The organism is Rhizobium sp. WSM1274 (assembly GCF_025200775.1).
Classification (GTDB): Bacteria; Pseudomonadota; Alphaproteobacteria; order Rhizobiales; family Rhizobiaceae; genus Rhizobium; species Rhizobium leguminosarum_I.
The window spans coordinates 575,429-598,961 of sequence record NZ_CP104139.1 but is presented as its reverse complement, the minus strand read 5'-3'; the positions used below and the strand labels follow the sequence as shown (position 1 = coordinate 598,961).

The window sequence follows — 23,533 nt, the reverse complement described above, 5'->3', positions numbered from 1 at the left end:
GAAGAACCCGTCGGAGGCGCCGTGCCATGAACATCCGCCAGCTCGAAGTCTTCCGGGCAATCATGCGCGACGGCACCATCACTGCCGCCGCGAATTCGCTCGGCGTTTCGCAGCCGGCAGTCAGCAAGCTGCTCGCCTATCTCGAAGATCAACTTGGCTATCCTTTGTTTGAAAGGATTGCCGGCAGGCTCGTGCCGACAACCGAGGCGCATCTGCTCTATGGTGACGCCGACCGGGTCTTTCGACAGCTGGAGGCGCTTTCGTCTCTTGCCCGCGACATCGGCGCGAGCAAGATTGGGCTCATCCGCATTGGTGCGAGCCTGCCGCTCGCCTATTCGGTCCTGCCGGTGGCACTCGCCGCTTTCCGCAAACGCCATCCCGAGGTGAAAATCCATCTTCATACGCTGCCGAAGCGCGAGATCGCAGAGGCGTTATCGCTCGGTGACGTTGACATAGGCATCACTCTCTCACCAATCCTTGCGCCGACAGTCAGAGTGGAGACCCTCTTTTCCGCCGAGATCGTGGCGATCCTGCCCGCGAGCGATCCACTGGCCGCGGAAACGTCGCTCGCGCCATCCACGCTTGTTGGGCGCCCGCTGATCTCCTACGGCTCCCACGCCGAGTTCGGCGCAGCGCTCGACGACGCCTTCGCATCGGCAGGACAAGCGCGAAGCGTCTCCATCCAGATCGCTTCGTCGGTCGGCGCTCTGCCTCTTGTCCGTCAGGGGCTTGGCATCGCACTTGTCGACGGACTTGCTCTGTGGAACCCGATCGAGGGGATCGTCTCCCGCCCATTTCGTCCAACGGTTCCGACGCCGGTGTCGCTCACGATCAACGAAGCCCGGCCGCAGTCACGCTTCGTAGCAGCGTTCTCCGATTGCCTTAGGCAAGCTTTTGCCGACGCTTCGCAATCTAGCGACTGCGCCACCGCCGAAGATTCGACTGTGGGGTCGCCCAAAACGTAATTTTCCGCCGTTCCGGTATCGCCAGTCGATGCATGCTGCTTCTGTCATCGCGCTAACCTCGCCTTCAGGCCCATGCGAGGACGCGTAATGACACTGAGCTTTGATCCGGACAGAATTCCATTGCCCGTCGGACACTTCATCGGCGACCGGTTGGTACCGGCCGAAGGTGTCATCGAAATGCGTCGTCCTTCCGACGGCAAGGCCTATGCCGGCTGCCCGGTCGCTGACGAGAGCCTGGTTGACCGCGCCGTCCAAACCGCCAAGCAGGCGTTGAAGGTGAGTAACTGGGGCGGCGTACGCCCGCGCGAGCGCACCGTCGTGCTGCAGCGTTGGGCGGATCTCATCGAGAGCGAGGCCGAAACCCTCGCGAAACTCGAAGCGCTTTCCTCAACGCGTCCCGTCGGCCATCTCGTCGCCGGCGACATTGCCGTGACCGCAGAGCAGATCCGTTTCTTCGCAGAATTCGCGGATAAGGAGACAAGCGACCTGGTGCCGACCGACGATGCAAATCTCGGTATGATCATGAGCGAGCCCTATGGCGTGGTCGGGGCTATCACCCCCTGGAATTTTCCGGTTTCGATGGCCGGCTGGAAGCTTGGGCCCGCGCTTGCTGCCGGCAGCGCGGTGGTTCTGAAACCATCCGAAATGACGCCCTTTTCAGCCGTCTACCTCGCTGAGTTGGCGATCCGGGCCGGCCTGCCGGCGGGCCTCATCAACATCGTCCTCGGCGACGGACAGGTCACAGGCAATGCTATCACCGGCCACCCAGACATTGGCAAGGTCAGCTTCACCGGCTCGACCTTAGCCGGCTCCGCCATTATGACCAATATCGCCCGCACAGGCATCAAACCGATGACGCTCGAGCTCGGCGGAAAGAGCCCACAAGTGGTCTTCGCAGACGCCGATCTCGATAAAGCCGCCTCGGCGATTTCTCAAGGCATACTCTCCAACGCCGGCCAGGCATGCGTCGCCGGTTCCCGGCTGATCGTCGAGGAATCGATTGCGGCCTCTCTCGCCGAGGCGATCGTTGCGCGTATGAAGATGGTGGAAGCGACGCCGACTTGGGACGAGACGGCGCAATATTCCCCCATCATCTCGCAGCGCCAATTGAACCGCATTCACGGCATAGTCGAGTCGGCTGTTTCGTCGGGAGACGAATGTCTGTTCGGCGGCGGACAGATGGATGCGCCGGGCTATTTTTATCAACCGACGCTCATCGCCGTCCGCGACGGGTCCTCGCCAGCCATCACGGAAGAAATCTTCGGCCCCGTGCTTACCCTCCAGACTTTTTCAGACGAGGAGGAGGCGCTGGCGCTGGCCGACCATCCGACTTACGGGCTCGCCGCCGGCCTCTTCACCCGCGATCTCTCACGCGCCATCCGCGTGACCCGCCGCCTGCAGGCCGGCACCGTCTGGGTCAACCGTTACGGCCGCTCACGCGACCATATCCTGCCGACCGGGGGCTACAAGCAGTCCGGCATCGGCAAGGATCTCGGCCGCGACGCCTATCTCGCCAACCGCAAGAGCAAGAGTGTGCTCATCAGCCTGGAGGACCTGCGATGAAAACCTACAAGATCGCCCTTCTGCCCGGAGACGGCATCGGCCCCGACGTGACGGCTGCAGCCTGGGCCGTGCTCGAGAAGGCAGCCGGCCTGAACGGATTTTCTCTTCATGCGACCAGCTATCCCTGGTCCTGCGACTACTATCTGGAGAACGGCAGCATGATGCCCGCGGATGGCATCGAAACGCTCAGATCCTTCGATGCCATCCTGCTCGGCGCCGTCGGCTGGCCTCGCAAAGTGCCGGATTCCGTGTCGCTGCATGGGCTTCTGCTGCCGATCCGCAAGGCTTTCGTGCAATATGCCAATATCCGCCCGCACCGGCTGCTGCCGGGTGTGCAGGGGCCGTTACGGTCCGATGGTTTCGACATCCTCTGCATTCGTGAAAATACCGAAGGCGAATATTCCGGCGCCGGTGGCCGCGTCCACCAGGGCACCGACAATGAAGTGGCGGTGGAGACCTCGATCTTCACCCGCACGGGGGTCGAGCGCATCCTGCGTTTCGGCTTCGAGCAGGCACGGACGCGACGCGGCAAGCTTGCCTCGGTGACGAAGTCCAACGCCCAGAAATATTCGATGGTCTTCTGGGACGAGATCACCCAGAGGCTCTCTGCGGAATATCCCGATGTCGAGGTGACCAGCTACCATATCGACGCCATGGCCGCCCGCATGGTCATGGCGCCTGATAGTCTCGACGTCGTGGTCGCTTCCAACCTGTTCGGCGACATCCTGACCGACCTCGGCGCCGCCATCCAGGGCGGGCTTGGCTTTGCAGCCTCCGCCAATATCAATCCCGATCGCTCGGCGCCATCGATGTTCGAACCGGTCCACGGCTCGGCGCCCGATATCGCTGATCGCGGCATCGCCAATCCGATCGCCGCCATCTGGTCGGGCGCGATGATGCTGGAGCATTTGGGAGAAACGGCTGCCGCCGCAAGGGTGATGGCATCGATCGAGGCGACGACGGCACGCGGCATCGGCGCAATTCCCGGCAAGGACAAGACCGACGCGATCACGGCAGCGGTGCTTTCGGCACTCGGCTGATCAATGGAGAACAGAATGAACGGATTAAGGGATAGCAGTCTGCTTCGCGAGCAAGGGCTGATCGACGGAGAATGGCTTGGGGCAGCAGCCGGACGTACGATCGAGGTGATCGATCCGGCGACCCAGCATGTGCTGGGCACGGTGCCCGACATGGACGGAGCCGATACCAGAGCGGCAATCGCGGCGGCGGAAATGGCCTTCGGTCCATGGCGCGCCAAGACCAATGCCGAGCGCGGCGCGTTGCTGGAAACCTGGCACGATCTGATGCTCGACAATATCGAGGATCTGGCGCTGATCCTCACCCGTGAGCAGGGCAAGCCGCTGACGGAAGCGCGCGGCGAAATCCGCTACGGCGCCTCCTTCATCAAATGGTTTTCCGAGGAGGCGCGCCGCATCGGCGGAACGACCATTCCCTCGCCGACGGCGGACCGGCGGATCGTCGTTCTGAAGGAGCCCGTCGGCGTGTCGGCGATCATCACGCCGTGGAATTTTCCGAATGCGATGATCACCCGCAAGGTCGGGCCGGCGCTCGCCGCAGGCTGTACGGTCGTCGTCAAACCATCGGACCTCACCCCTTATTCGGCGCTGGCGCTCGGCGTTTTGGCGGAGCGCGCCGGCATCCCCAAGGGCGTGATCAATATCGTCACCGGCATGCCGGCTGGCATCGGTGACGAACTGATGGCGAACCAAACCGTCCGCAAGATCTCTTTCACCGGATCGACCCGCGTCGGCTCGCTGCTGATGCGCGGCGCGGCCGACAGCGTCAAGCGGCTCAGCCTCGAACTCGGCGGCAACGCGCCCTTCATCGTCTTCGACGACGCCGATCTCGATCTTGCCGTGGAAGGCGCAATCGCATCGAAATTCCGCAATGGCGGACAGACCTGCGTCTGCGCGAACCGGCTTCTCGTCCAGTCCGGCGTCTACGAGGCCTTTGCCGCCAAACTTTCCGCGCGCGTATCGGCCATGAAGGTCGGGGCCGGCACGGATGCCGGCACAGATATCGGACCGATGATCAACAAGGCGGCGATCGAGAAGATCAAGCGTCATGTCGACGATGCGGTGGAAAAGGGAGCAAGCATCCTCGCAACCGCGGGTTCCGTGCCTGAAGGCGATCAATATGCGGTGCCGATGGTGCTCGGCGGCGCGACGACCGAGATGCAGCTTGCCAGCGAAGAGACCTTCGGACCCGTTGCCCCGCTTTTCCGTTTCGACAACGAGGAAGAGGCGATCCGCATCGCCAACGCCACGCCCTTCGGCCTTGCGGCCTATTTCTACACCGAAAGCCTGAAACGCTCCTGGCGTGTCGCCGAAGCGCTCGAATTCGGGATGCTCGGCCTGAACACGGGCGCCATTTCGACCGAAGTCGCTCCCTTCGGCGGCGTCAAGCAGTCCGGCCTCGGCCGTGAAGGCGCCCAATGCGGCATCGACGAATATCTGGAAATGAAGAGCTTCCACATCGGCGGGCTCTCCTGACCGCCAGGAAAACGAAAGAGCGCCGGGAAATCATCCCGGCGCCCTTTTGCTGATCCATGTCTGCCTTACTGGAAGCGGTCGAGCGTCTTGTAATAAAGCCCGACGAGCGGCAGGAACCACGGTTTTCCGAAATGGCCCGGGACGGCCGGCCAGTCGAGCCCCTTGATCGGGTTACGATCGGCCTTGCCGAGGATGGCGTCGGCCATGATCATGCCGAGATGGGTGGAGAGCTGGGCGCCGTGGCCGGAATAGCCCATGGCATACCAGACACCATCGACATAGCCGGCGCGCGGATAGCGGTCCTTGGTCATATCGACGAGCCCGCCCCAGCAATAGTCGATTTCGACGCCGGCAAGCTGCGGGAAGATTTCAGCCAGGCTGGCGCGGAGAATGTCGCCGCTCCTTGCGTCCGAGCGCTGATCCGATGTGGCGGAAAAGCGGGCGCGGCCGCCGAAGATCAGCCGCTTGTCCGGCGACAGCCGGAAATAATTACCGATGTTCATCGACGTCACGCAGGTCCGGTTGCCCGGCATCGTAGCCGCGATTTCGGCGTCGGTCAGCGGACGGGTGGCGATCAGGAAGCTGCCGACGGAAACGATCCGGCGGCGAAAATAGCTGAAGAGCGACGGCGTATAGGCGCCGGTCGCGACTAGGACGTGGTCTGCGGTGACGGTGCCCCGTGCGGTCGTAAGGCTGTGGCGACCATTGCCCTGCCGGTGTGTGGTCACAGCCGCGCTTTCAAAGATGAAGGCGCCATGGCGGGCGGCCGCCGTGGCGAGCCCGGCGACATAACGGCCCATATGCATCATTGCACTCTTCTTCGAGAGCATTGCGCCATGGAAGGGCGAACCGACCTCGCTTTTCAGGTCACTCGCCGTCAGAAGTGCGGTGTCCGGATCGACCTCTCTATGAACGGCCTCGAAATTGCGCGCAATGGCATCGAAATGCTGCGGCTTGGAGGCGAGCTTCAGCTTGCCGGCGCGGCGGAAATTGCAGTCGATCCCCTCTTCGGCAATGATCGCCTCGATCGTATCGATGGAATCGTCGAACGCTTTGTAGAGGGCGACGGCTCGCTCCACGCCGAGTGCTGATTTGGCGGACAGGAAGCTATGGGCGAGGCCGTTGTTGAGGTGGCCGCCATTGCGTCCCGATGCTCCCCAGCCGACCCGTTCGGCCTCCAACACGACGACCTTGACGCCGACTTTCGCAAGCTGGCGCGCCGCGGCAAGCCCGGTGAAGCCGGCGCCGATGACGGCGACGTCATAATGTCCTTCGACAGGGCCTTCTGCGCCGCCGGCAAAGACTGGTGCCGTGTCGTGCCAGTAGGATTCGAATTGCATCTGCGCGTCTCCGTCAGAGCCCGACGACGCCAGGCAGGCCCGAGATGTCAGGAATTTCGACATAGCCGTAATAGGGGTTGGCAGGCTCATGGCCGCGATTGACCCAAACCTTGTTCTTGATGCCGAGATCGTGGGCCGACATCAGGTCATAGCGGAAGGAGGACGAGCAATGCAGCACCTCCTCCGGCCCGCAGCCCAGCATATCGAGCATATATTCAAAGCCCTTGAAGCGTGGCTTGTAGGACTGCGCCTGCTCGGCGGTATAGACCGCGTGGAAGGGCGCGCCCAGTTTTTCGACGTTCGACATGATCTGCGAATTCATGGCGTTGGAGAGGATGACCAAAGGGATTTCCTTGGCGACCTTGGCGAGACCGGCCGGGACATCTGAATGTGGCCCCCAGGTCGGAACCCGCTCATAGATTATCCGGGCGGCTTCGTCGCGAAATGTCACGCCGTTGCGCTTGCATGTCCGCTCGAGTGAATTGTGCACCACCTCGGCATAGGGTTTCCAGTCACCCATAATCTCGTCGAGCCGATAGGCGGCGAAATTCTTGATGAACTCCGCCATGCGTGGCTCGTCGAGCTCTTCGCCATAGAGATCGCGCGCCGCTTCCGCCATCTGAAAGTTGGTCAGCGTGCCGTAGCAGTCGAAGGTGATGTATTTCGGGCGGAAGTGGGTCATGACCAATCCTAAACTGTAGCGGTTTCATCTGAGGCTATCATAGGCCGAGGTTCATCCACTCGCTCGACTGAAATCCGACCTATCAAAGCAGATTCTTTCGTATCAAAAGCTGGCTTTGGCAGAAGGTTGTGCGTCGCGGGAATGTTTGCGGTTTTTCGAGAATAGTTTTTCGCTCTTGCGGATCGCTCCCAGCATAAGATGCGGCGGTATGCGGCTGCAAAGCCATAAGATACCGTCCGGGCCGCCGTCTTCAGGCGATCTTCCGGCCGATATTGCCCCACACTTGTCGACAGAAAACGAAGGACATTTCCAAGGACACTTCCAATGCAAGCAAGTCAGATCGATCTTGTGGATTTCCGCCCCGAACACCTCGATGCTGCCGTCAACCTCTCGCGGCAGGCGGGCTGGCCCCATCGACCGGAAGACTGGCAGATGGCGCTGGCGGTGAGCAGCGGCGTCGTGGCTGTCGAGGATGAACGTCGCGTTGTCGGTACAGTGCTTGTCACATCCTATGGCAAAGATTGCGCAACCATAAATATGGTCATCGTCGACGAAGCGATTCGCGGCCGCGGGCTTGGTCGCAAGCTGATGGATGCCGCCCTGGTAGTCGCGGGCAACCGGCAGCTTCGTCTGATTGCAACCAGCGACGGCTTGCCGCTCTACCAGAAGCTTGGCTTCCGCGAGATCGGCTCCGTGCTTCAGCATCAGGGACATGTGCCGACGGTCGCCACGCCCGATAATGTCGAACCGGCACAGGAAACTGATCTCGAGACGATCGCGGCGCTTGACCGGGCGGCTTTCGGCGCCGACCGGCAGAACCTTCTCGACTATATCGCAACGGTCGGCCGGTTCGCGGTGATTCGACGAGCAGGTCAGGTTCATGGGTTTGCAGCGCTTCGCGCTTTCGGGCGTGGCGAGGTGATCGGTCCCGTCATTGCCGCCAACTCGGATGATGCCCGCGCGCTGATCTCCTTTTTTATGGCCAGCCGACCCGGCGCCTTTCTGCGTGTCGACACGACGGCCGACACCGGAATTTCGCCCTGGCTTGCCACACATGGCCTCGCCCACGTCGGTGGCGGTGTCGCCATGCGTACGGCAAGCGTTGAAGCCGCAACCCGCAGTGCGCCGAAAACCTTTGCCCTCGCCAGCCAGGCACTCGGCTGATCCGGAGATCTCCATGTACAGCAATTCCCTCATCGAACTCGATCGCGCCCACCTCATCCATCCGGTCGCCTCCTACCGCGGCCATGAAAAGCTCGGCGTGCGCGTGCTGGCCTCTGCCAAGGGCGCGACCGTCACCGACGCATCGGGCAAGCAACTGATCGACGGCTTCGCCGGCCTCTGGTGCGTCAATGCCGGTTACGGCCACGAAAGCATCGTCGAGGCGGCGGCCCGGCAGATGCGCGAGCTTCCCTATGCGACGGCATATTTCGGCCTCGGCTCCGAGCCCGCGATCCGGCTTGCCAGCGAACTCGCCGACCGCGCACCGGGCGATCTCAACCATGTCTATTTCACACTCGGCGGCTCCGATGCGGTGGACAGCACGATCCGCTTCATCCGCTACTACTGGCATGCCCGAGGACAGCCTGAGCGCGATCAGTTCATCTCGGTCGAACAGGGCTATCATGGCTCATCGACGGTCGGCGCGGGCCTGACCGCGCTGCCTGCCTTCCATGCCGGCTTCGGCGTTCCATTCGATTGGCAGCATAAGATTCCGTCTCACTACGCCTATCGCAACCCGGTGGGCGACAATCCGCAGGCGATCATCGACGCCTCGCTTGCGGCGCTGAAAAGCAAGGTCGAGGCGATCGGGCCGGAACGTGTTGCCGCTTTCTATGTCGAGCCGATCCAGGGCTCGGGCGGCGTTCTGGTGCCGCCGAAAGGCTGGATGAAAGCCATACGCGAATTCTGTCGCGCGCGCGACATCCTCTTCGTGGCGGACGAAGTGATCACCGGCTTTGGCCGCACCGGCCCGCTTTTTGCCTGCACCGAGGATGAGATCGTGCCCGACTTCATGACGACCGCCAAGGGCCTCACCTCGGGTTACGTCCCCATGGGCGCTGTCTTGATGGCCGATCACGTCTATCAAACGATTGCCGAGGGCGCCGGTGCTGCCGCCGTCGGCCATGGCTATACCTATTCGGCCCATCCGGTCAGCGCAGCGGTCGGCCTCGAAGTCCTGAAGCTCTATGAAAACGGCCTTCTCGAAAACGGCGTCAGGGCCGGCGCACGGCTGATGCAGGGCCTGGAATCGCTGAGGGATCATCCGCTGGTGGGCGACGTCCGCGGTCGCGGCATGCTGGCCGCCGTCGAACTCGTGGTCGACAAGGTGAACAAAACGCCGTTGCCGGCATCTGCCGAACCCGCCCGCCGCATCTTTGATCGCGCCTGGGAAAACGGTCTTGTCATTCGCGCCTTCGCCAACGGCGTGCTAGGATATGCTCCGCCGCTCTGCTGCACCGACGCGGAGATCGACGCGATCGTCGAGCGCACCCGCAAGACGCTGGACGAGACACTCGCGGACCCCGATGTCCGCCAGGCATTAAAGTCCTGATGACGTGAGCTGCGATATATCGCGGAACCGTCATATTCAGTATTTTATGCCGCCCCACGACCTCTTTTCAGAGACTTCGGCGCGGTGCAGGTGACAAACTGAAACCAAGAAAAGGCCTGGATCCCGGCGATGCGGGCCTTCCATACAAGAGCGGGACAATGACCCCGCCAGCGGAACAGATTTTTCTTCTTCGAGAAGCCGCGCTCCCACGGGCGCAGAACACTGGGGAATTCACGTGAGCAAGAGCCTTTCGGAATTTGGCACGCCGATGCCGCGCCCGCGCCTGACTTTGAAAGCAGATCGGGCCTGCCCGCAACGAGCAGCCCGCCACACAAGAAAAGGGGAATGAGATGAACGACAAGATCACCAATTGGACCAGATCCGACGACGCCAGGATCGAAAGCGCCATCCGTCGTGGCGCCACTCGTCGCGAGTTGCTGCATATGATGCTTGCAGGCGGCGTGGCCATATCATCCGGCGGGCTCGTGCTTGGCCGCGCCGGCAAGGCGCTCGCCGCCACGCCCGTTTCCGGCGGCACGCTCAAGGCGGCCGGCTGGTCATCTTCCACAGCCGATACGCTGGACCCCGCAAAAGCGTCGCTCTCGACGGACTATGTTCGCTGCTGCTCGTTTTACAATCGGCTGACATTTCTCGACCAAGGCGGCACCCCACAGATGGAGCTTGCCGATGCGATCGAGTCCAAAGATGCAAAAACCTGGACGGTCAAGCTGAAGAACGGCGTTACTTTCCATGACGGCAAGCCGCTGACCGCCGATGACGTAGTTTTCTCGCTGAAGCGCCATCTCGATCCGTCCGTCGGCTCGAAGGTCGCCAAGATCGCCGCCCAGATGACCGGGTTCAAGGCGGTCGACAAACAAACCGTCGAGATCACGCTGGCCAGCCCGAATGCCGACCTGCCGACCATCCTGTCGATGCATCACTTCATGATCGTTTCCGACGGCACGACCGATTTCACCAAGGCCAACGGCACCGGCGCGTTCGTCAAGGAAGTCTTCGAGCCGGGCGTTCGCTCGGTCGGGATCAAGAACAAGAACTACTGGAAATCCGGCCCGAACGTCGATTCCTTCGAATATTTCGCGATCAGCGACGACAATGCCCGCGTCAATGCGCTGCTTTCGGGCGATATCCACCTCGCAGCCTCGATCAATCCGCGCTCGATGCGCCTGGTCGAGACGCAGGGCGACGGTTTCATACTGTCGAAGACGACGTCCGGCAATTATACCAATCTCAACATGCGGCTGGATATGGAGCCCGGCAACAAGCGGGATTTCGTCGAGGGCATGAAGTATCTCGTCAACCGCGAACAGATCGTCAAAGCGGCGCTGCGCGGTCTCGGTGAAGTCGGCAACGATCAACCCGTTTCGCCGGCGAACTTCTATCATAATGCCGACCTGAAGGCGCGGGCGTTCGATCCGGAAAAGGCCAAGTTCCACTTCGATAAGGCCGGCGTTCTGGGCCAATCCATCCCGATCATCGCCTCCGATGCGGCGACGTCGTCAATCGACATGGCCATGATCATCCAGGCCTCCGGCGCCGAGATCGGTATGAAGCTCGACGTCCAGCGGGTACCGTCTGACGGCTACTGGGACAATTACTGGCTCAAGGCACCGATCCACTTCGGCAATATCAACCCGCGTCCGACCCCTGATATCCTCTTCTCCCTGCTCTACACCTCGGACGCTCCGTGGAACGAAAGCCATTACAAGTCGGAGAAGTTCGACAAGATGCTGATCGAGGCGCGCGGCTCTCTTGATCAAGACAAGCGCAAGACGATCTATAACGAGATGCAGGGCATGGTCGCCCAGGAAGCTGGTACAATCATTCCGGCCTATATCTCGAACGTCGATGCCACGACCGCCAAGCTCAAGGGCCTGGAAGCCAACCCGCTCGGCGGCCAGATGGGATACGCTTTCGCGGAATATGTCTGGCTTGAAGCCTGATACAGCAAAGCAGACTGGGGCTGCAGCCGCGCCCCAGTTCCTCCTATCTGCATTGATGGAACTCAACTCGAACGCAAAGGGAAGACGCCCATGAACCGCCAGGTCTTATCCCTTGTCCTGAGCAGATTGTTCGTCGCCGTGGTCACTCTGGTGATCGTCTCCTTCGCCGTCTTTTTTGCGACGACAATGCTGCCGGGAGATACGGCGACGATCCTGCTCGGCCAAGCCGCCACACCCGAGGCCGTCGCAGGCCTGCGCACCGCCATGCATCTCGACGAACCGGCGCTCTTGCGTTTCTTGCGCTGGTTAGTTGGCCTATTGCATGGCGATCTTGGTATCTCCTACGCCAACGATATGCCGATCGGTCAGTTGATCGGCGGTCGCTTCATCAATACGATGAAGCTTGCCGGCGTAACCGCCTTGTTCGCGGTTCCTATCGCCCTGACGCTCGGGATCACCGCGGCGATGCTGCGCGGCTCGCTTTACGACCGGATCGTCACGGTGATCACCATCGGCGTCATCTCGGTGCCGGAGTTCATGGTCGCGACCTCTGCCGTGCTCGTCTTCGCCGTCTATCTCAAGTGGTTACCGGCGCTTTCGCTCGCCAATGAGATCCACAGCTTGCACGATTTACTAAGGGTCTATGCGATGCCGGTGATCACGCTCACTTTCGTCGTCGCGGCCCAGATGATCCGCATGACGCGCGCGGCTGTCATTGACACGCTCAATACGCCCTATGTCGAGATGGCGCTGCTCAAGGGCGCCTCCCGGCCGCGCATCGTCTTTCGCCATGCGCTGCCGAATGCGCTCGGCCCGATCGTCAATGCCGTTGCGCTTTCGCTGTCCTATCTGCTCGGAGGCGTCATCATCGTCGAGACCATTTTCAACTATCCTGGTATCGCCAAGCTGATGGTTGATGCCGTCGCCACCCGCGACCTGCCGCTGATCCAAAGCTGCGCGATGATCTTCTGCCTCGGCTATCTTCTTTTGATCACCGCCGCCGACATTATCGCAATCCTTTCCAATCCGAGGCTCCGATGACAACAACGACCCCAGGCACTTCGACCGCTCTTTCTCGGAAAGCCGGAATCCGGTTTGGCTATCGCTTCAACATCGTCGGCGCGATCGGCTTCACCGTCATCTTCTTATGGGCGCTCGTCGCGATCTTCGCGCCATGGGTCATCCCCTACCCCGTCGGCGAGATCGTCGATCTCGACTATTTCGGCCCGATGAGCCGGGAACTCTGGTTCGGCTCCGACTATCTCGGCCGCGACATGCTCTCGCGAATTCTGATGGGTGCGCGCTATACGGTCGGCATTTCGCTCGCAGCGGTGACGATCGCCTGCTTCAGCGGCGTGGTCCTTGGCATGATCGCGGCCGTCACCGGCGGCTGGCTTGATACGTTTTTAAGCCGCTTCCTCGACGCGCTAAATTCCATCCCGAGCAAGCTCTTCGGCCTTGTGGTTGTCGCAGCCGTCGGCTCCTCGATTCCGGTGCTGATTTTGACGCTCTCAGTGGTCTACATCCCCGGTTCCTACCGCTTTGCACGCGCACTTGCCGTCAACATCAATGCGATGGACTTCATCACGGTCGCGCGCATCCGCGGCGAAAGCACCCTCTATCTCATTCGCTCGGAAATCCTGCCCAACATCGTCGGACCGGTGCTTGCCGATCTCGGCATCCGCTTCGTCTTCATCGTTCTGCTGCTCTCCGGGCTTTCCTTCCTCGGTCTCGGCGTCCAGCCGCCCTATGCCGATTGGGGTGCGCTGGTGCGCGAGAACATCGGCGGCCTGCCATTCGGTGCGCCGGCAGTGATGTTTCCCTCGCTTGCCATCGCCAGCCTGACGATCAGCGTCAACCTCCTGATCGACAACCTGCCGCAGAAAATCCGCGATCGGAGTGAAGGATGACCAACCTCGTCGAAATCCGTGACCTGACGGTCGAAGCCACCACCGATTCCGGCCGACGCGTCGAAATCATCAAGGGCGTCAGTTTTGACGTTGCCGAAGGCGAGATCGTCGCGCTGATCGGCGAAAGCGGCTCGGGCAAGACCACCATCGCCCTGACCCTCATGGGCCATACCCGTACGGGCTGTCGCATCTCCGGCGGCAGCGTTTCGGTCGGCGGCAAGGACATGGTCAGGCTCAGCGAGAAGCAGCGCGCCAAGGTGCGCGGCACCGAAGTCGCCTATGTCCCGCAATCGGCGGCCGCTGCGTTCAATCCCTCCGCCACGATAATGGACCAGGTGATCGAAATTACCCGCATCCATGACCTGATGTCTCCCGACGAAGCGCGGATCCGCGCAGTCGAGCTTTTCCGCGCACTTTCCTTACCTGAGCCGGATACGATCGGCAGCCGTTATCCGCATCAGGTTTCCGGTGGCCAGCTGCAGCGTCTGGCCGCCGCCATGGCGCTGATCGGCGATCCGACCCTCGTCATCTTCGACGAGCCGACGACAGCGCTCGACGTGACGACCCAGATCGAAGTGCTGCGCGCTTTTAAGTCGGTGATGAAAAAGGGCGGCATAGCAGGCGTCTATGTCTCGCACGACCTCGCCGTCGTTGCCCAGATCGCCGACCGCATCGTGGTCTTGAAAGGCGGTGAGACGCAGGAGGTTGGTACGACCCAAGGAATTCTCCAACATGCCAAGCATCCCTATACCAGGGAGCTGCTCGCTGCCTTTGAGCCAAAGCCGCGCGGCGCAGTGGGCCCCGCCGAACCCGCGACCGCTCCACTGCTGAGGATCGAAGATCTCGTCGCGGGTTATGGACAGCGCCAGGCTGACGGACTGCCGCTCGTTCGCGCGGTCGAGCACGTGAGCCTGAAGGTGGAAAAAGGCCGCAATCTCGGCATCATCGGCGAATCCGGTTGCGGCAAGTCGACGCTCGCCCGGGCTATCGCCGGCATCCTGCCGGCCTCGGTCGGCAGTATCGTCTTCGACGGCACGGAGCTGCGTCGCAGCGCTCGCACGCGGTCGCGCGAGCAATTGCGCGAGATGCAAATCGTTTTCCAATATGCCGATACGGCCCTTAACCCAGCAAAGTCCGTCGAAGACATTTTGGATCGGCCCCTAGTCTTTTACCATGGGATGGATAGAAAAGCGCGAAGCGCACGTATCGACGACTTGCTTGATATGGTGCGCCTGCCGCGCAATCTTCGCCATCGCCGGCCGGGTGAACTTTCCGGCGGGCAGAAACAGCGCGTGAACTTCGCCCGGGCGCTTGCTGCTGATCCCAAGCTCATCCTGTGTGATGAGATCACCTCGGCACTCGACACGGTGGTTGCCGCTGCCGTCATCGACCTGCTCAAGGAATTGCAGCGCGAGCTTGGACTGTCCTATATCTTTATCAGCCACGACCTGTCGGTCGTCGAGGCGATCTGTGACGAGATAGTCGTGATGTATGGCGGCAAAAAAGTTGAGGAAATCACGCCTTCCAACCTCAAGGCGCCACAGCATCCCTATTCGCAATTGCTCTTTTCCTCGGTACCGAAGCTTGATCCTGCCTGGCTCGACGACCTCCAACAAGACGCGGAGCTGGTTCGGGCCTATTGCCGGCACTGATACCCCCGCGGTCGACGTTCACAAGAAATAATCAAAGGCGCGCCAGGGCGCAGGCTTATCTTTATATAGGGAACAGGCTGGTCAGCGGCAGGTGCACCTTGACGATCGGCGACTTCAGCACGACGAAGCTGAAATATTTATCGATCCCGACATCCATGTCGGTGAGGCGTTCCATGATCGTCTGGTATTCGCCGATACCGGCGGTCACGAATTTCAGCAGATAGTCGTATCCGCCTGATACGAGATGGCACTCGATCACGTTGTCAATCTTCTCGATCGCGGCGAGAAACCGGGAAAAGTCTACCTGCCGATGATTTTTCAGGGTGATCTCCGTGAATACTGTCAGCGTCTGACCGAGCTTGCCGACATTGATCTGCGCAGAGTAGCCGACAATATACCCCTCCGATTGCAGCTTCTTCACCCGCATCAGGCAGGGGCTCGGCGACAAAGCGATAAGCTCGGCAAGCTCCACGTTGGTGATGCGTCCGTTCTTTTGCAGTTCGGAGAGAATCTTGATGTCGATCCTATCGAGCTTCATGCGGCACCTCTTCCGATTCTCTGTCTTACCCAATCGCACAGCATATTATGCTGCAAAGCACTTTGCATCGACGCTAGCACAAAGCGCGGTCGTGTCGGCTCCATTTTAGCTCATCTGCCCGAGTACAAAGACCTGAGCACATCAGGCAAGACAGAATTTTCTGCTGTGATCCGCAAGTGTCCGGCAGCGAAGCAATTGAGAAACCGCTAGACTGCGTCCGAAACGGAGACGATAGCATGCCCGCACCGCTGAAAGTTGTTGCCACAACCCCAGAGCTGACCGCTGCTGCGGACGCAGTGATCATTGGCGGTGGTATCGTCGGCGTCTTTGCAGCTTACTATTTGGCGAGGCGCGGATTGAAGATAGCGCTTGTTGAAAAAGGTCGGATCGGCGCAGAACAATCGAGCCGCAATTGGGGCTGGTGCCGCCAGCAGAACCGCGACGCCCGCGAATTGCCGATGGCGACGAAGAGCCTCGATCTGTGGGAAAGTTTCGCCCTAGAGAGCGGTGAGGATACCGGCTTCCGGCGCTGCGGTCTCCTCTATCTTAGCAATAGCGAAGAGGAATTGGGCGGCTGGGCGCGCTGGCGCGATTTCGCCCGAACGGTCGGCGTTGCGACGAATATGCTCGACAGCGCCGAGGCGACCGAGCGCGGCCGCGCCACCGGCACCAGATGGAAGGGCGGCGTCTTTTCGCCATCGGACGGGACTGCCGACCCGGCGAACGCGGCACCCGCCGTCGCGCGCGCGATCCTCAAGCTTGGCGGCACGATACATCAATTTTGCGCCGCCCGCGGGATCGAAACTGAAGGCGGGCGCGTTTCCGGCGTTGTCACGGAACGTGGCACCATCCGCACCAAAACGGCGATCCTTGCGGGCGGAGCCTGGGCTTCCTCCTTCTGCCGGCAACTGGGCATCCGCTTTCCGCAGGCCTCGATCCGTTCGTCGATACTGTCCGTCTCACCAGGGGCCATCGGCCTTCCTGACGCGTTGCATACAACGGCCGTCTCCGTGACGCGTCGCGGCGATGGTGGCCACACGCTTGCTATCAGCGGTCGCGGTCGGCTCGACCCGACGCCACAGCAGTTGCGCTTCGCACCCCAGTTCCTGCCGATGTTCGCGCGGCGCTGGCGCAGCCTCGCCCCAGGCGGACTTGAGGGTTTTCGCTCGGGCCATGAGAGCTTGGCGCGCTGGCGTCTCGATGAGGTGACCCCGATGGAACGTATGCGAATCCTTGACCCAGCGGTCGACAAAGGCACTATTCGCCTCATCCATTCGCGTGCGCTCGAGCTTTTGCCCGCCTTAAGCGCTACTAGCATAGTTGCGGCTTGGGCAGCCTATGTCGACAGCACCCCCGATGGCGTACCAGGGGTCGGCGAAGTAGCGACGGTTCCCGGCTTCATTCTAGCCGCTGGCTTCAGCGGCCACGGTTTCGGGATCGGTCCCGGCGCAGGTCACCTGATTGCCGATCTGGTGACCGGCAATGAGCCAATCGTTGACCCCCGGCCTTACCATCCAGATCGCTTCTTAACATCTGCGTGGGGTAAAGTGGCTGATTTCTGAACGCATTGGGGTGGTGAACCGGAGTTGAAGAACGAGACCATTCGCCAGCCGCGTTCAATGTCGATTCAGTTCCCCGAGATCATACCCGCTGAGGGGTTGATCGAGGTCATCAGTCGCAAGGCGACTTCTACACATCCTCGGAGAATCCCATGAAAAACGCTCACAGGTTCTATATCGGCGGCGAATGGATCGAGCCCGAATTATTGAGAAAACTCGAAGTCATTGATCCGTCGACCGAACGGGCGATAGGAACGATTGCGATCGGCAGCGCTGCGGATGCAGAAAAAGCGATCAAAGCTGCGCGCAATGCCTTTGCTCACTTTTCTGAGACGACTAAGCAGGATCGGCTGGCGCTGCTGAAGCGGATTGTCACGATCCTGAAGCGGCGCAACGATGAGATAGGCGACATCATCTCCCGAGAGATGGGGGCGCCGCTCACCATGGCCCGGGCAGAACAGGCGGGCCTAGGCGCTGCCCATTTCGAGGAGACTATCCGCGCCTTCGAAACATTCGACTTCGAATATATGCAGGGCTCGACCCGAATCCTTCACGAACCCATTGGAGTCGTAGCTATGATCACACCCTGGAACTGGCCGATCAACCAGATTGCTTGCAAGGTGGCGCCTGCACTCGCCACTGGCTGTACAATGGTGCTGAAGCCTTCTGAGATCGCTCCATTCAATGCCGTCATTTTGGCTGAGATTATGCATGAAGCTGGCGTCCCGAAAGGTGTCTTTAACCTGGTTCAGGGCGATGGCCCGACCGTCGGCATGGTGCTCGCCAGCCATCCAGATGTGGATATGGTGTCGTTTACCGGGTCGACGCGGGCCGGGATTGCCGTTGCGCAGGCAGCAGCGCCGACCGTTAAACGAGTGCACCAGGAACTCGGCGGAAAGTCGCCGAATATCATAATGCGGAGTGCCGATCTTACCACCGCGGTCAGGACTGGCGTTCGCCGGTGTTTTGCCAATTCTGGTCAGTCGTGCAATGCGCCGACGCGGATGCTCGTCCCTGCAGAGCGGATGGATGAAGCAAGCGCTATCGCGGCGCTACAAGCAGCAGCGCTCGTCGTGGGTCCTTCATCAGATCCACGTACCGACATCGGACCGGTCGCCAGCGCCACCCAGTTCGAAAAAATCCAGGCGCTGATCGAGAAGGGTATCGCAGAAGGAGCCGAGCTCGTTGCCGGCGGTCCCGGTCGGCCGTCGCATCTCAATTCGGGTTTCTATGTTCGTCCGACCGTGTTTTCGCGGGTGACCAATTCTATGACGATCGCACGCGAGGAAATCTTCGGTCCGGTACTTTCGATCATAGGCTACGAAACCGAGGACGATGCCGTGGCGATTGCTAATGACACGCCATATGGCCTCGCGTCCTTCATCCATGGCACGGCGTCGGAAGCGCGGACGCTCGCACGCAGATTGCGCACTGGCACTGTTCGCCTGAACGGCCCTGCGTGGGACGGTGGCGCTCCTTTCGGCGGTTACAAGCAGTCGGGCAACGGCCGGGAGTACGGAAAATTCGGACTCCATGAGTTCACTGAGATCAAGGGCATCGTCGGATATGCAAGCGACTAAGGACTTTAATCGATCGTGGATGTGGAAGCCTTTGTGGCTAAGTGGACGGTTGGCCCACCTTACCCGGATTGCCGTCCAATCACGCCACCGCTCAGGCAATACCGGGCGCCCCGGCAGATTGCCGTCTATCATCCTTTTGCAAGCATCCGTGAAAGGCCAATAATCGCAATTAAGTTCTGTCCTGCGCTGCCACATAGGCAGATCGCGCCGGCTCGAGCAGCTTATCGTCGAGCACCAGACGAACTCGCACCAAAGGATGACCGGCATGAATTTCGTTGCAGCAGATCGGGCGGCCGACGATGAAAACGAAGGAAAGTGGCAGCGGGTTCGCGCAGCATATCCAACGCAGGAGCCGTTCCTGAACTTGAACAATGCCGCAGTCAGCCCGCCACCGATCATTGTCGAAGAGGCGATGATCGACGCCTATCGTTTCATTAGCCACAATCCCGACTACAACATGTGGAGCAGGCTCGACACCGCCCTGCCAAAAATCAAGCGTGAATTGGCGGAAATTATTGATTGTGCTCCCGAAGAGATCGCGCTCAACCGGAATTCGTCCGAGGGCCTTTCGACAGCGATTTTCGGGATACCGCTCACGAAAGGCGATCAGGTCCTGATCTCGACCTGGGACTATCCCAGTGCCCGTGCAGGCTGGTTTCAGCGGCAGCAACGCGAGGGCATCGAGGTCATAAACTGTGGCTTCGGCCTAATGGACAGCGACGATGACATCGTCGAAGCTTATAGCGCAGCTATCACGCCACAAACCCGCGTCATGCAACTGACCCATATGTACCATTGGAATGGGCGTGTCCTTCCCGTCAAACGACTTTGCGAGATAGCGCGGGAGCGCAAAATCATAACGATTGTCGATGGCGCACAAACATTTGCTCAAATGCCAGTCAGCTTTCGCGAGCTCGATTGCGACTTCTTCATCACAAGCCTTCACAAATGGCTTGGTGCACCCGTCGGCAACGGCATGCTGATTGTCAATGAACGCCAGATCGGCGGAACGTGGCCTTTGCTCGCGCCTTTTGACCAACCAGCTGCGCATATAGACAAGTTCGACCACTGGAACCTCGGAACCTACAATTCAGCGATACAGGCTGCGATCGCGCCTGCCATTGAATTTCACAAGGAAATCGGCGCCGACAGAATGCACGGGCGGCTGCGCGAACTGACCCGATATTGGGTTGCTCTTGCCCGTGACATCCCCGGTTTCAAACTCCACACACCGATTGATGCGGACAGTCTTGGCGCGATAAGCCTGTTCTCGGTTGACGGCGCGGATTTAAGAAAGCTGGAAGCGGATCTTCGTGAGAAATACCAGATCCATGTAAAGTATCGCAGGGTCGAGCACATCGAGGGCCTGAGGGTTTCACCCCACATTTACATGCTCAAGAGCGAGCTCGATGGTTTCGTCACCGCATTGCGCGATGCTTTGCAGTGAGCCGGCGAGAGATCCTCTCGGTAAAGCGGTTGGCCAATCAGATAACGCAGGAGTCCAGATGACGGTGCCGTCGCGTGTCCCAATGTACGAGCATGGCAAGCTGTACCAGTTGCAGAAGCAGGAGATCGATGATGCCGTTCGGCGCGTCATCGAAAAGGGGGTTTTCGACTGGGGTGATGAAGTCGCTGCTTTCGAGGAGGAGTTTGCCAGTTGGAACGGCGTAGAGCATGCCGTCTCGGTCAATTCCGGCACGGCTGCAATCAAGATCGCACTGCTGGCAGCAAATGTCGGAAGAGGTGACGAGGTTATCACCGTTCCCAACACGGATATCTCCAGTTCCTCCGGCATCCGCCACACCGGAGCGGATGTAGTTTGGGTCGACATAGAGCCACTGAGCCGCACGATGGACACCCAGGCGCTGAGGCGCGCTATTACGAACCGCACCAAGGCCATCCTGCCAGTGGACTTATTCGGCCATCCGGCGAACATGCCCGAGATCATGGACATAGCCAGCCAGCAGGGTCTGGTCGTCATCGAAGACGCCTGCCTGGCACTCGGAGCGACTATCGATGGGCGTAAGGTAGGCGGGTTCGCCACCGCCACCTGTTTCAGTTTCGCCCCCAAGAAGCATTTGGGTTCGTACGGCTCCGGAGGGGCCATCCTGACCAGGAATGGCGCGTTTGCCGAGCGCATGCGAAAGCTCTCGGCCTATGGGCAGAGCCGGCACCGGCACCGAAGCAACACAACGGTCGCAGGCAATACGGGTCTCTACATCGAGGAGGAGGGCTCGAACGAGCAACTCGACGAATTGCAGGCAGCGATTTTGCGCGTCAAGTTACGTGATTTCGCACAGACCTTAGGTACGAGGAGGAACCAGGCCGCACGATACAGCCAGGCGCTGAGGAACCTGCCTCTCGATCTACCAAACTGCCTCGAAGGCTTCGAGCACGCCTGGCGCAACTACGTCTTGGAGCATGACGACAGAGATCGGATAAGGCTTTATCTGTCCAATAACGGCGTGCAGACCAACCTATCCTATAGCCCACCGATGCACCTGCAGCCTGTCTACCGCTCCATGAATAAGGGCGAAAACAGCTTTCCCGTGACCGAGCGGTCGTGCTCGCGCCTTTTCGGTCTGCCGATCGGTCCGCACGTTGACGATGAGCAGTTAGAGCATGTGCTGCAAACGCTGCACAGCTTCTTCGGCAGCCATTGACGGCCGGGTTGTTGATGTGGGTGCCGGCCTCGCTTCCATATGTCGCCGCGTTCCTGTTCAGGGGTCGGCGAGAAGTCGTCTCGTCACGCGGTCGGTTGAAATGGAGGATGTCTTAATTGCCGCATTGAGCTTCCCCTCAAATGCCGCTAACAAAAGATCGTGCCTCTCGGAGGGGAAACTTGAAGCTGCGAGCAAACCAGATCGATCAATGGGCAGTGCGCGTCGTTTGCGCACTCGCGCTGCTGTTCGTTGGTTTCGCCCACCAAGTCCCGGCCCTTGCCGAGGACAGTCTCAGCCCCGCCGCGCTGGCACAATATGTGCTGCCGGACGGCACACTGCCGACCCTCTGCGTCACCATCGTCGACGACAACGGCAAGGAGCACGGCAAGATCGGGCATCTCAACCCTTGCGAGGCGTGTCGCGTCAGCGCCACCGTCTTGCTACCGCAGCCTGCCGATGAAACCGGTATGCGCATTGGCTTCAGGGTTGCGACGGAGTTGCCACGTCGCGTCGAAATTCTTCACCGCCAACTTTATCCGCCGAACACCGGCCCACGCGCCCCACCAACTGATCCGATCCTTGCCTGAACCGCATCTCGGCTGAGGCCGTGATGCATCTTGCATCATGGTCGTGCCGTCGCCGCCGGCCGAGAATTCGGATTTTGTTCCCATGTCTACTATCACTGCCGCTGAACCGGCAGAGAACGCCGCCGCTGGCGTCTCGCTCTATCGCGCCATCTGGCGCTGGCACTTCTTTGCCGGCCTGCTGGTCATTCCCTTCCTGCTCAATCTTGCCGTAACTGGGTCGATCTACCTGTTCAAGGACGAGATCAACGATACGGTCTTCGCCTATCGCTACATCGTCGCGCCGGCCGGTGAGCCGCTTTCTCCGCAGAAGATTGCGGGGATAGCCGAAGCTGCCGTTCCGGGATCAGTCGCAAGCTCCTATAAGGACCCGGCCGGATCTGATCGCTCGGCAATCGTCACCGTGTCGTCGGGCGCAGGCTCAAGCCTGGTTTTCGTCAATCCCTATGATGGAAAGGTGCTCGATACGGTCGAGAAGACCCAGGAGTTCAACACCGTCGTCAAGCACATCCACAGCCTCGTCTACTTTGGAGACATTCCGAACAGGATGATCGAGATCGTCGGCGGCTTCGTCATGGTTCTGGTCGTGACCGGCATCTATCTATGGTGGCCACGCCGCCAGACAGGAGGCGTCGTCAGCGTTCGCGGCACACCATCCCGTCGTGTCTTCTGGCGGGACATTCACGCCGTCACCGGCGCATTCGCGGGCATCCTGATCTTCTTTCTCGCCATAACCGGCATGCCGTGGTCCGGCTACTGGGGATCAAATGTTCAATCCTGGCTCGGCAGCCATGGCTTGGGCTACCCGACACAGCTCTGGGACGATGTCCCGAAATCGCAGCAGGTGACCGCCGACATCCTGCCGAAGGTTGGATGGTTGGTCGAAAAGGCACCCGTGCCGCTCTCCCATATCGCCGCGGCACAGTCGAGGAAACCTGTGGGACTGGATCGGGCCGTCGAAGTTGCGAAGCAGGCAGGGATGGCTCCGGGCTTCGACGTCGCCATTCCATCCGATGCAACCGGCGTCTATTCCGCCGCGATCTACCCCGACGACCTTGCAAAAGAGCGGATGATCCATATCGACCAGTATTCCGGCAAACCGCTGGTGGATATCTCGTATGATCAGTATCCGGTTCTCGGTAAGGCGATCGAATGGGGCATCAACACCCATCAGGGCCAGGAATATGGACGGGCCAACCAATTCCTGATGCTGGCGACCTGCCTGATGATCATCCTCTCCTGCATCACTGGCGTGGTCATGTGGTGGAAACGCCGTCCCGCTGGGCGTCTCGGCGTGCCGCCGATGCCACCGCAGAGATCGGTCTATCTCGGGCTGTGGGTCATTGCCGCGGCATTCGCCATCGCCTTCCCCCTGAGCGGTTTGGCGATCCTCCTGATGGTCTCCTTCGATCAGTTGGTCGTCCGTTTCGTGCCGCCGCTCAAGCGCGCCTTTGCCTGAGGAAAATTTC

Annotated in this window: 19 protein-coding genes; 16 read left to right on the top strand and 3 right to left on the bottom strand. The window is 60.4% G+C overall.

Features of this window, described 5'->3' with window-relative positions; genetic code table 11:
* Positions 1-26: 26 nt before the first annotated feature.
* The 4 genes from N2600_RS26955 (at position 27) to N2600_RS26940 (ending at position 5,041) form a co-directional block, all read left to right on the top strand.
* Positions 27-965, top strand: a complete 939-nt coding sequence (locus N2600_RS26955) for a LysR family transcriptional regulator (RefSeq protein WP_260298911.1) — start codon at positions 27-29, stop codon at positions 963-965.
* A gap of 87 nt (positions 966-1,052) precedes the next feature.
* Positions 1,053-2,528: an aldehyde dehydrogenase family protein gene (locus N2600_RS26950; RefSeq protein ID WP_260298910.1), complete on the top strand. Its 1,476-nt coding sequence runs from the start codon at positions 1,053-1,055 to the stop codon at positions 2,526-2,528.
* Positions 2,525-3,568, top strand: a complete 1,044-nt coding sequence (locus tag N2600_RS26945; protein ID WP_260298909.1) for a tartrate dehydrogenase — start codon at positions 2,525-2,527, stop codon at positions 3,566-3,568. The genes N2600_RS26950 and N2600_RS26945 overlap by 4 nt, the downstream gene beginning before the upstream one ends.
* A 15-nt stretch (positions 3,569-3,583) precedes the next feature.
* The gene (locus N2600_RS26940) at positions 3,584-5,041 is read left to right on the top strand and encodes an NAD-dependent succinate-semialdehyde dehydrogenase (protein WP_260298908.1); all 1,458 of its coding nucleotides are present in this window, start codon (positions 3,584-3,586) and stop codon (positions 5,039-5,041) included.
* Between the two features lie 65 nt (positions 5,042-5,106).
* Here the strand turns inward: N2600_RS26940 and N2600_RS26935 are convergent, their stop codons facing one another.
* Complete coding sequence (locus N2600_RS26935) at positions 5,107-6,381, bottom strand: NAD(P)/FAD-dependent oxidoreductase (RefSeq protein ID WP_260298907.1); 1,275 nt, start codon at positions 6,379-6,381, stop codon at positions 5,107-5,109.
* Positions 6,382-6,394: 13 nt separating this feature from the next.
* The gene (locus N2600_RS26930; RefSeq protein WP_260298906.1) at positions 6,395-7,063 is read right to left on the bottom strand and encodes a haloacid dehalogenase type II; all 669 of its coding nucleotides are present in this window, start codon (positions 7,061-7,063) and stop codon (positions 6,395-6,397) included.
* Between the two features lie 324 nt (positions 7,064-7,387).
* Here N2600_RS26930 and N2600_RS26925 point away from each other — a divergent pair, with 324 nt between their 5' ends.
* The 6 genes from N2600_RS26925 to N2600_RS26900 all read left to right on the top strand — a co-directional run bounded on the left by N2600_RS26925 (position 7,388) and on the right by N2600_RS26900 (position 15,140).
* Positions 7,388-8,227 carry a GNAT family N-acetyltransferase gene (locus N2600_RS26925; protein ID WP_260298905.1) on the top strand — a complete coding sequence of 280 codons (840 nt, stop codon included), beginning with the start codon at positions 7,388-7,390 and terminating at the stop codon, positions 8,225-8,227.
* A gap of 13 nt (positions 8,228-8,240) precedes the next feature.
* The gene (locus N2600_RS26920) at positions 8,241-9,617 is read left to right on the top strand and encodes an aspartate aminotransferase family protein (protein WP_260299457.1); all 1,377 of its coding nucleotides are present in this window, start codon (positions 8,241-8,243) and stop codon (positions 9,615-9,617) included.
* Positions 9,618-9,967: 350 nt separating this feature from the next.
* Positions 9,968-11,578: an ABC transporter substrate-binding protein gene (locus N2600_RS26915; protein WP_260299456.1), complete on the top strand. Its 1,611-nt coding sequence runs from the start codon at positions 9,968-9,970 to the stop codon at positions 11,576-11,578.
* A 90-nt stretch (positions 11,579-11,668) separates the two neighbouring features.
* Positions 11,669-12,619, top strand: a complete 951-nt coding sequence (locus N2600_RS26910) for an ABC transporter permease (RefSeq protein ID WP_260299455.1) — start codon at positions 11,669-11,671, stop codon at positions 12,617-12,619.
* Positions 12,616-13,488, top strand: coding sequence for an ABC transporter permease (locus N2600_RS26905; protein ID WP_260299454.1), 873 nt, complete (start codon positions 12,616-12,618; stop codon positions 13,486-13,488). The genes N2600_RS26910 and N2600_RS26905 overlap by 4 nt, the downstream gene beginning before the upstream one ends.
* Entirely contained in the window at positions 13,485-15,140 is a 1,656-nt protein-coding gene (locus tag N2600_RS26900) for an ABC transporter ATP-binding protein (RefSeq protein WP_260299453.1), read from the top strand. Before N2600_RS26905 ends, N2600_RS26900 begins: the two co-directional genes overlap by 4 nt.
* Positions 15,141-15,201: 61 nt before the next feature.
* Here the strand turns inward: N2600_RS26900 and N2600_RS26895 are convergent, their stop codons facing one another.
* Positions 15,202-15,678 carry an Lrp/AsnC family transcriptional regulator gene (locus N2600_RS26895; protein WP_260299452.1) on the bottom strand — a complete coding sequence of 159 codons (477 nt, stop codon included), beginning with the start codon at positions 15,676-15,678 and terminating at the stop codon, positions 15,202-15,204.
* Positions 15,679-15,914: 236 nt separating this feature from the next.
* Between N2600_RS26895 and N2600_RS26890 the strand changes: the two genes are divergently transcribed.
* The 6 genes from N2600_RS26890 to N2600_RS26865 all read left to right on the top strand — a co-directional run bounded on the left by N2600_RS26890 (position 15,915) and on the right by N2600_RS26865 (position 23,523).
* A complete protein-coding gene (locus N2600_RS26890) occupies positions 15,915-17,240 on the top strand; it encodes an NAD(P)/FAD-dependent oxidoreductase (RefSeq protein ID WP_260299451.1) in 1,326 nt (441 codons plus the stop codon).
* Positions 17,241-17,389: 149 nt separating this feature from the next.
* Positions 17,390-18,817 carry an aldehyde dehydrogenase family protein gene (locus N2600_RS26885; RefSeq protein ID WP_260299450.1) on the top strand — a complete coding sequence of 476 codons (1,428 nt, stop codon included), beginning with the start codon at positions 17,390-17,392 and terminating at the stop codon, positions 18,815-18,817.
* A 265-nt stretch (positions 18,818-19,082) separates the two neighbouring features.
* A complete protein-coding gene (locus tag N2600_RS26880; RefSeq protein ID WP_260299449.1) occupies positions 19,083-20,264 on the top strand; it encodes an aminotransferase class V-fold PLP-dependent enzyme in 1,182 nt (393 codons plus the stop codon).
* Positions 20,265-20,322: 58 nt separating this feature from the next.
* Entirely contained in the window at positions 20,323-21,480 is a 1,158-nt protein-coding gene (locus tag N2600_RS26875) for a DegT/DnrJ/EryC1/StrS family aminotransferase (protein ID WP_260299448.1), read from the top strand.
* A gap of 140 nt (positions 21,481-21,620) precedes the next feature.
* A complete protein-coding gene (locus N2600_RS26870; protein ID WP_445944954.1) occupies positions 21,621-22,067 on the top strand; it encodes a hypothetical protein in 447 nt (148 codons plus the stop codon).
* 82 nt (positions 22,068-22,149) lie between these two features.
* Positions 22,150-23,523, top strand: coding sequence for a PepSY-associated TM helix domain-containing protein (locus N2600_RS26865; RefSeq protein ID WP_260299446.1), 1,374 nt, complete (start codon positions 22,150-22,152; stop codon positions 23,521-23,523).
* Positions 23,524-23,533: the final 10 nt, after the last annotated feature.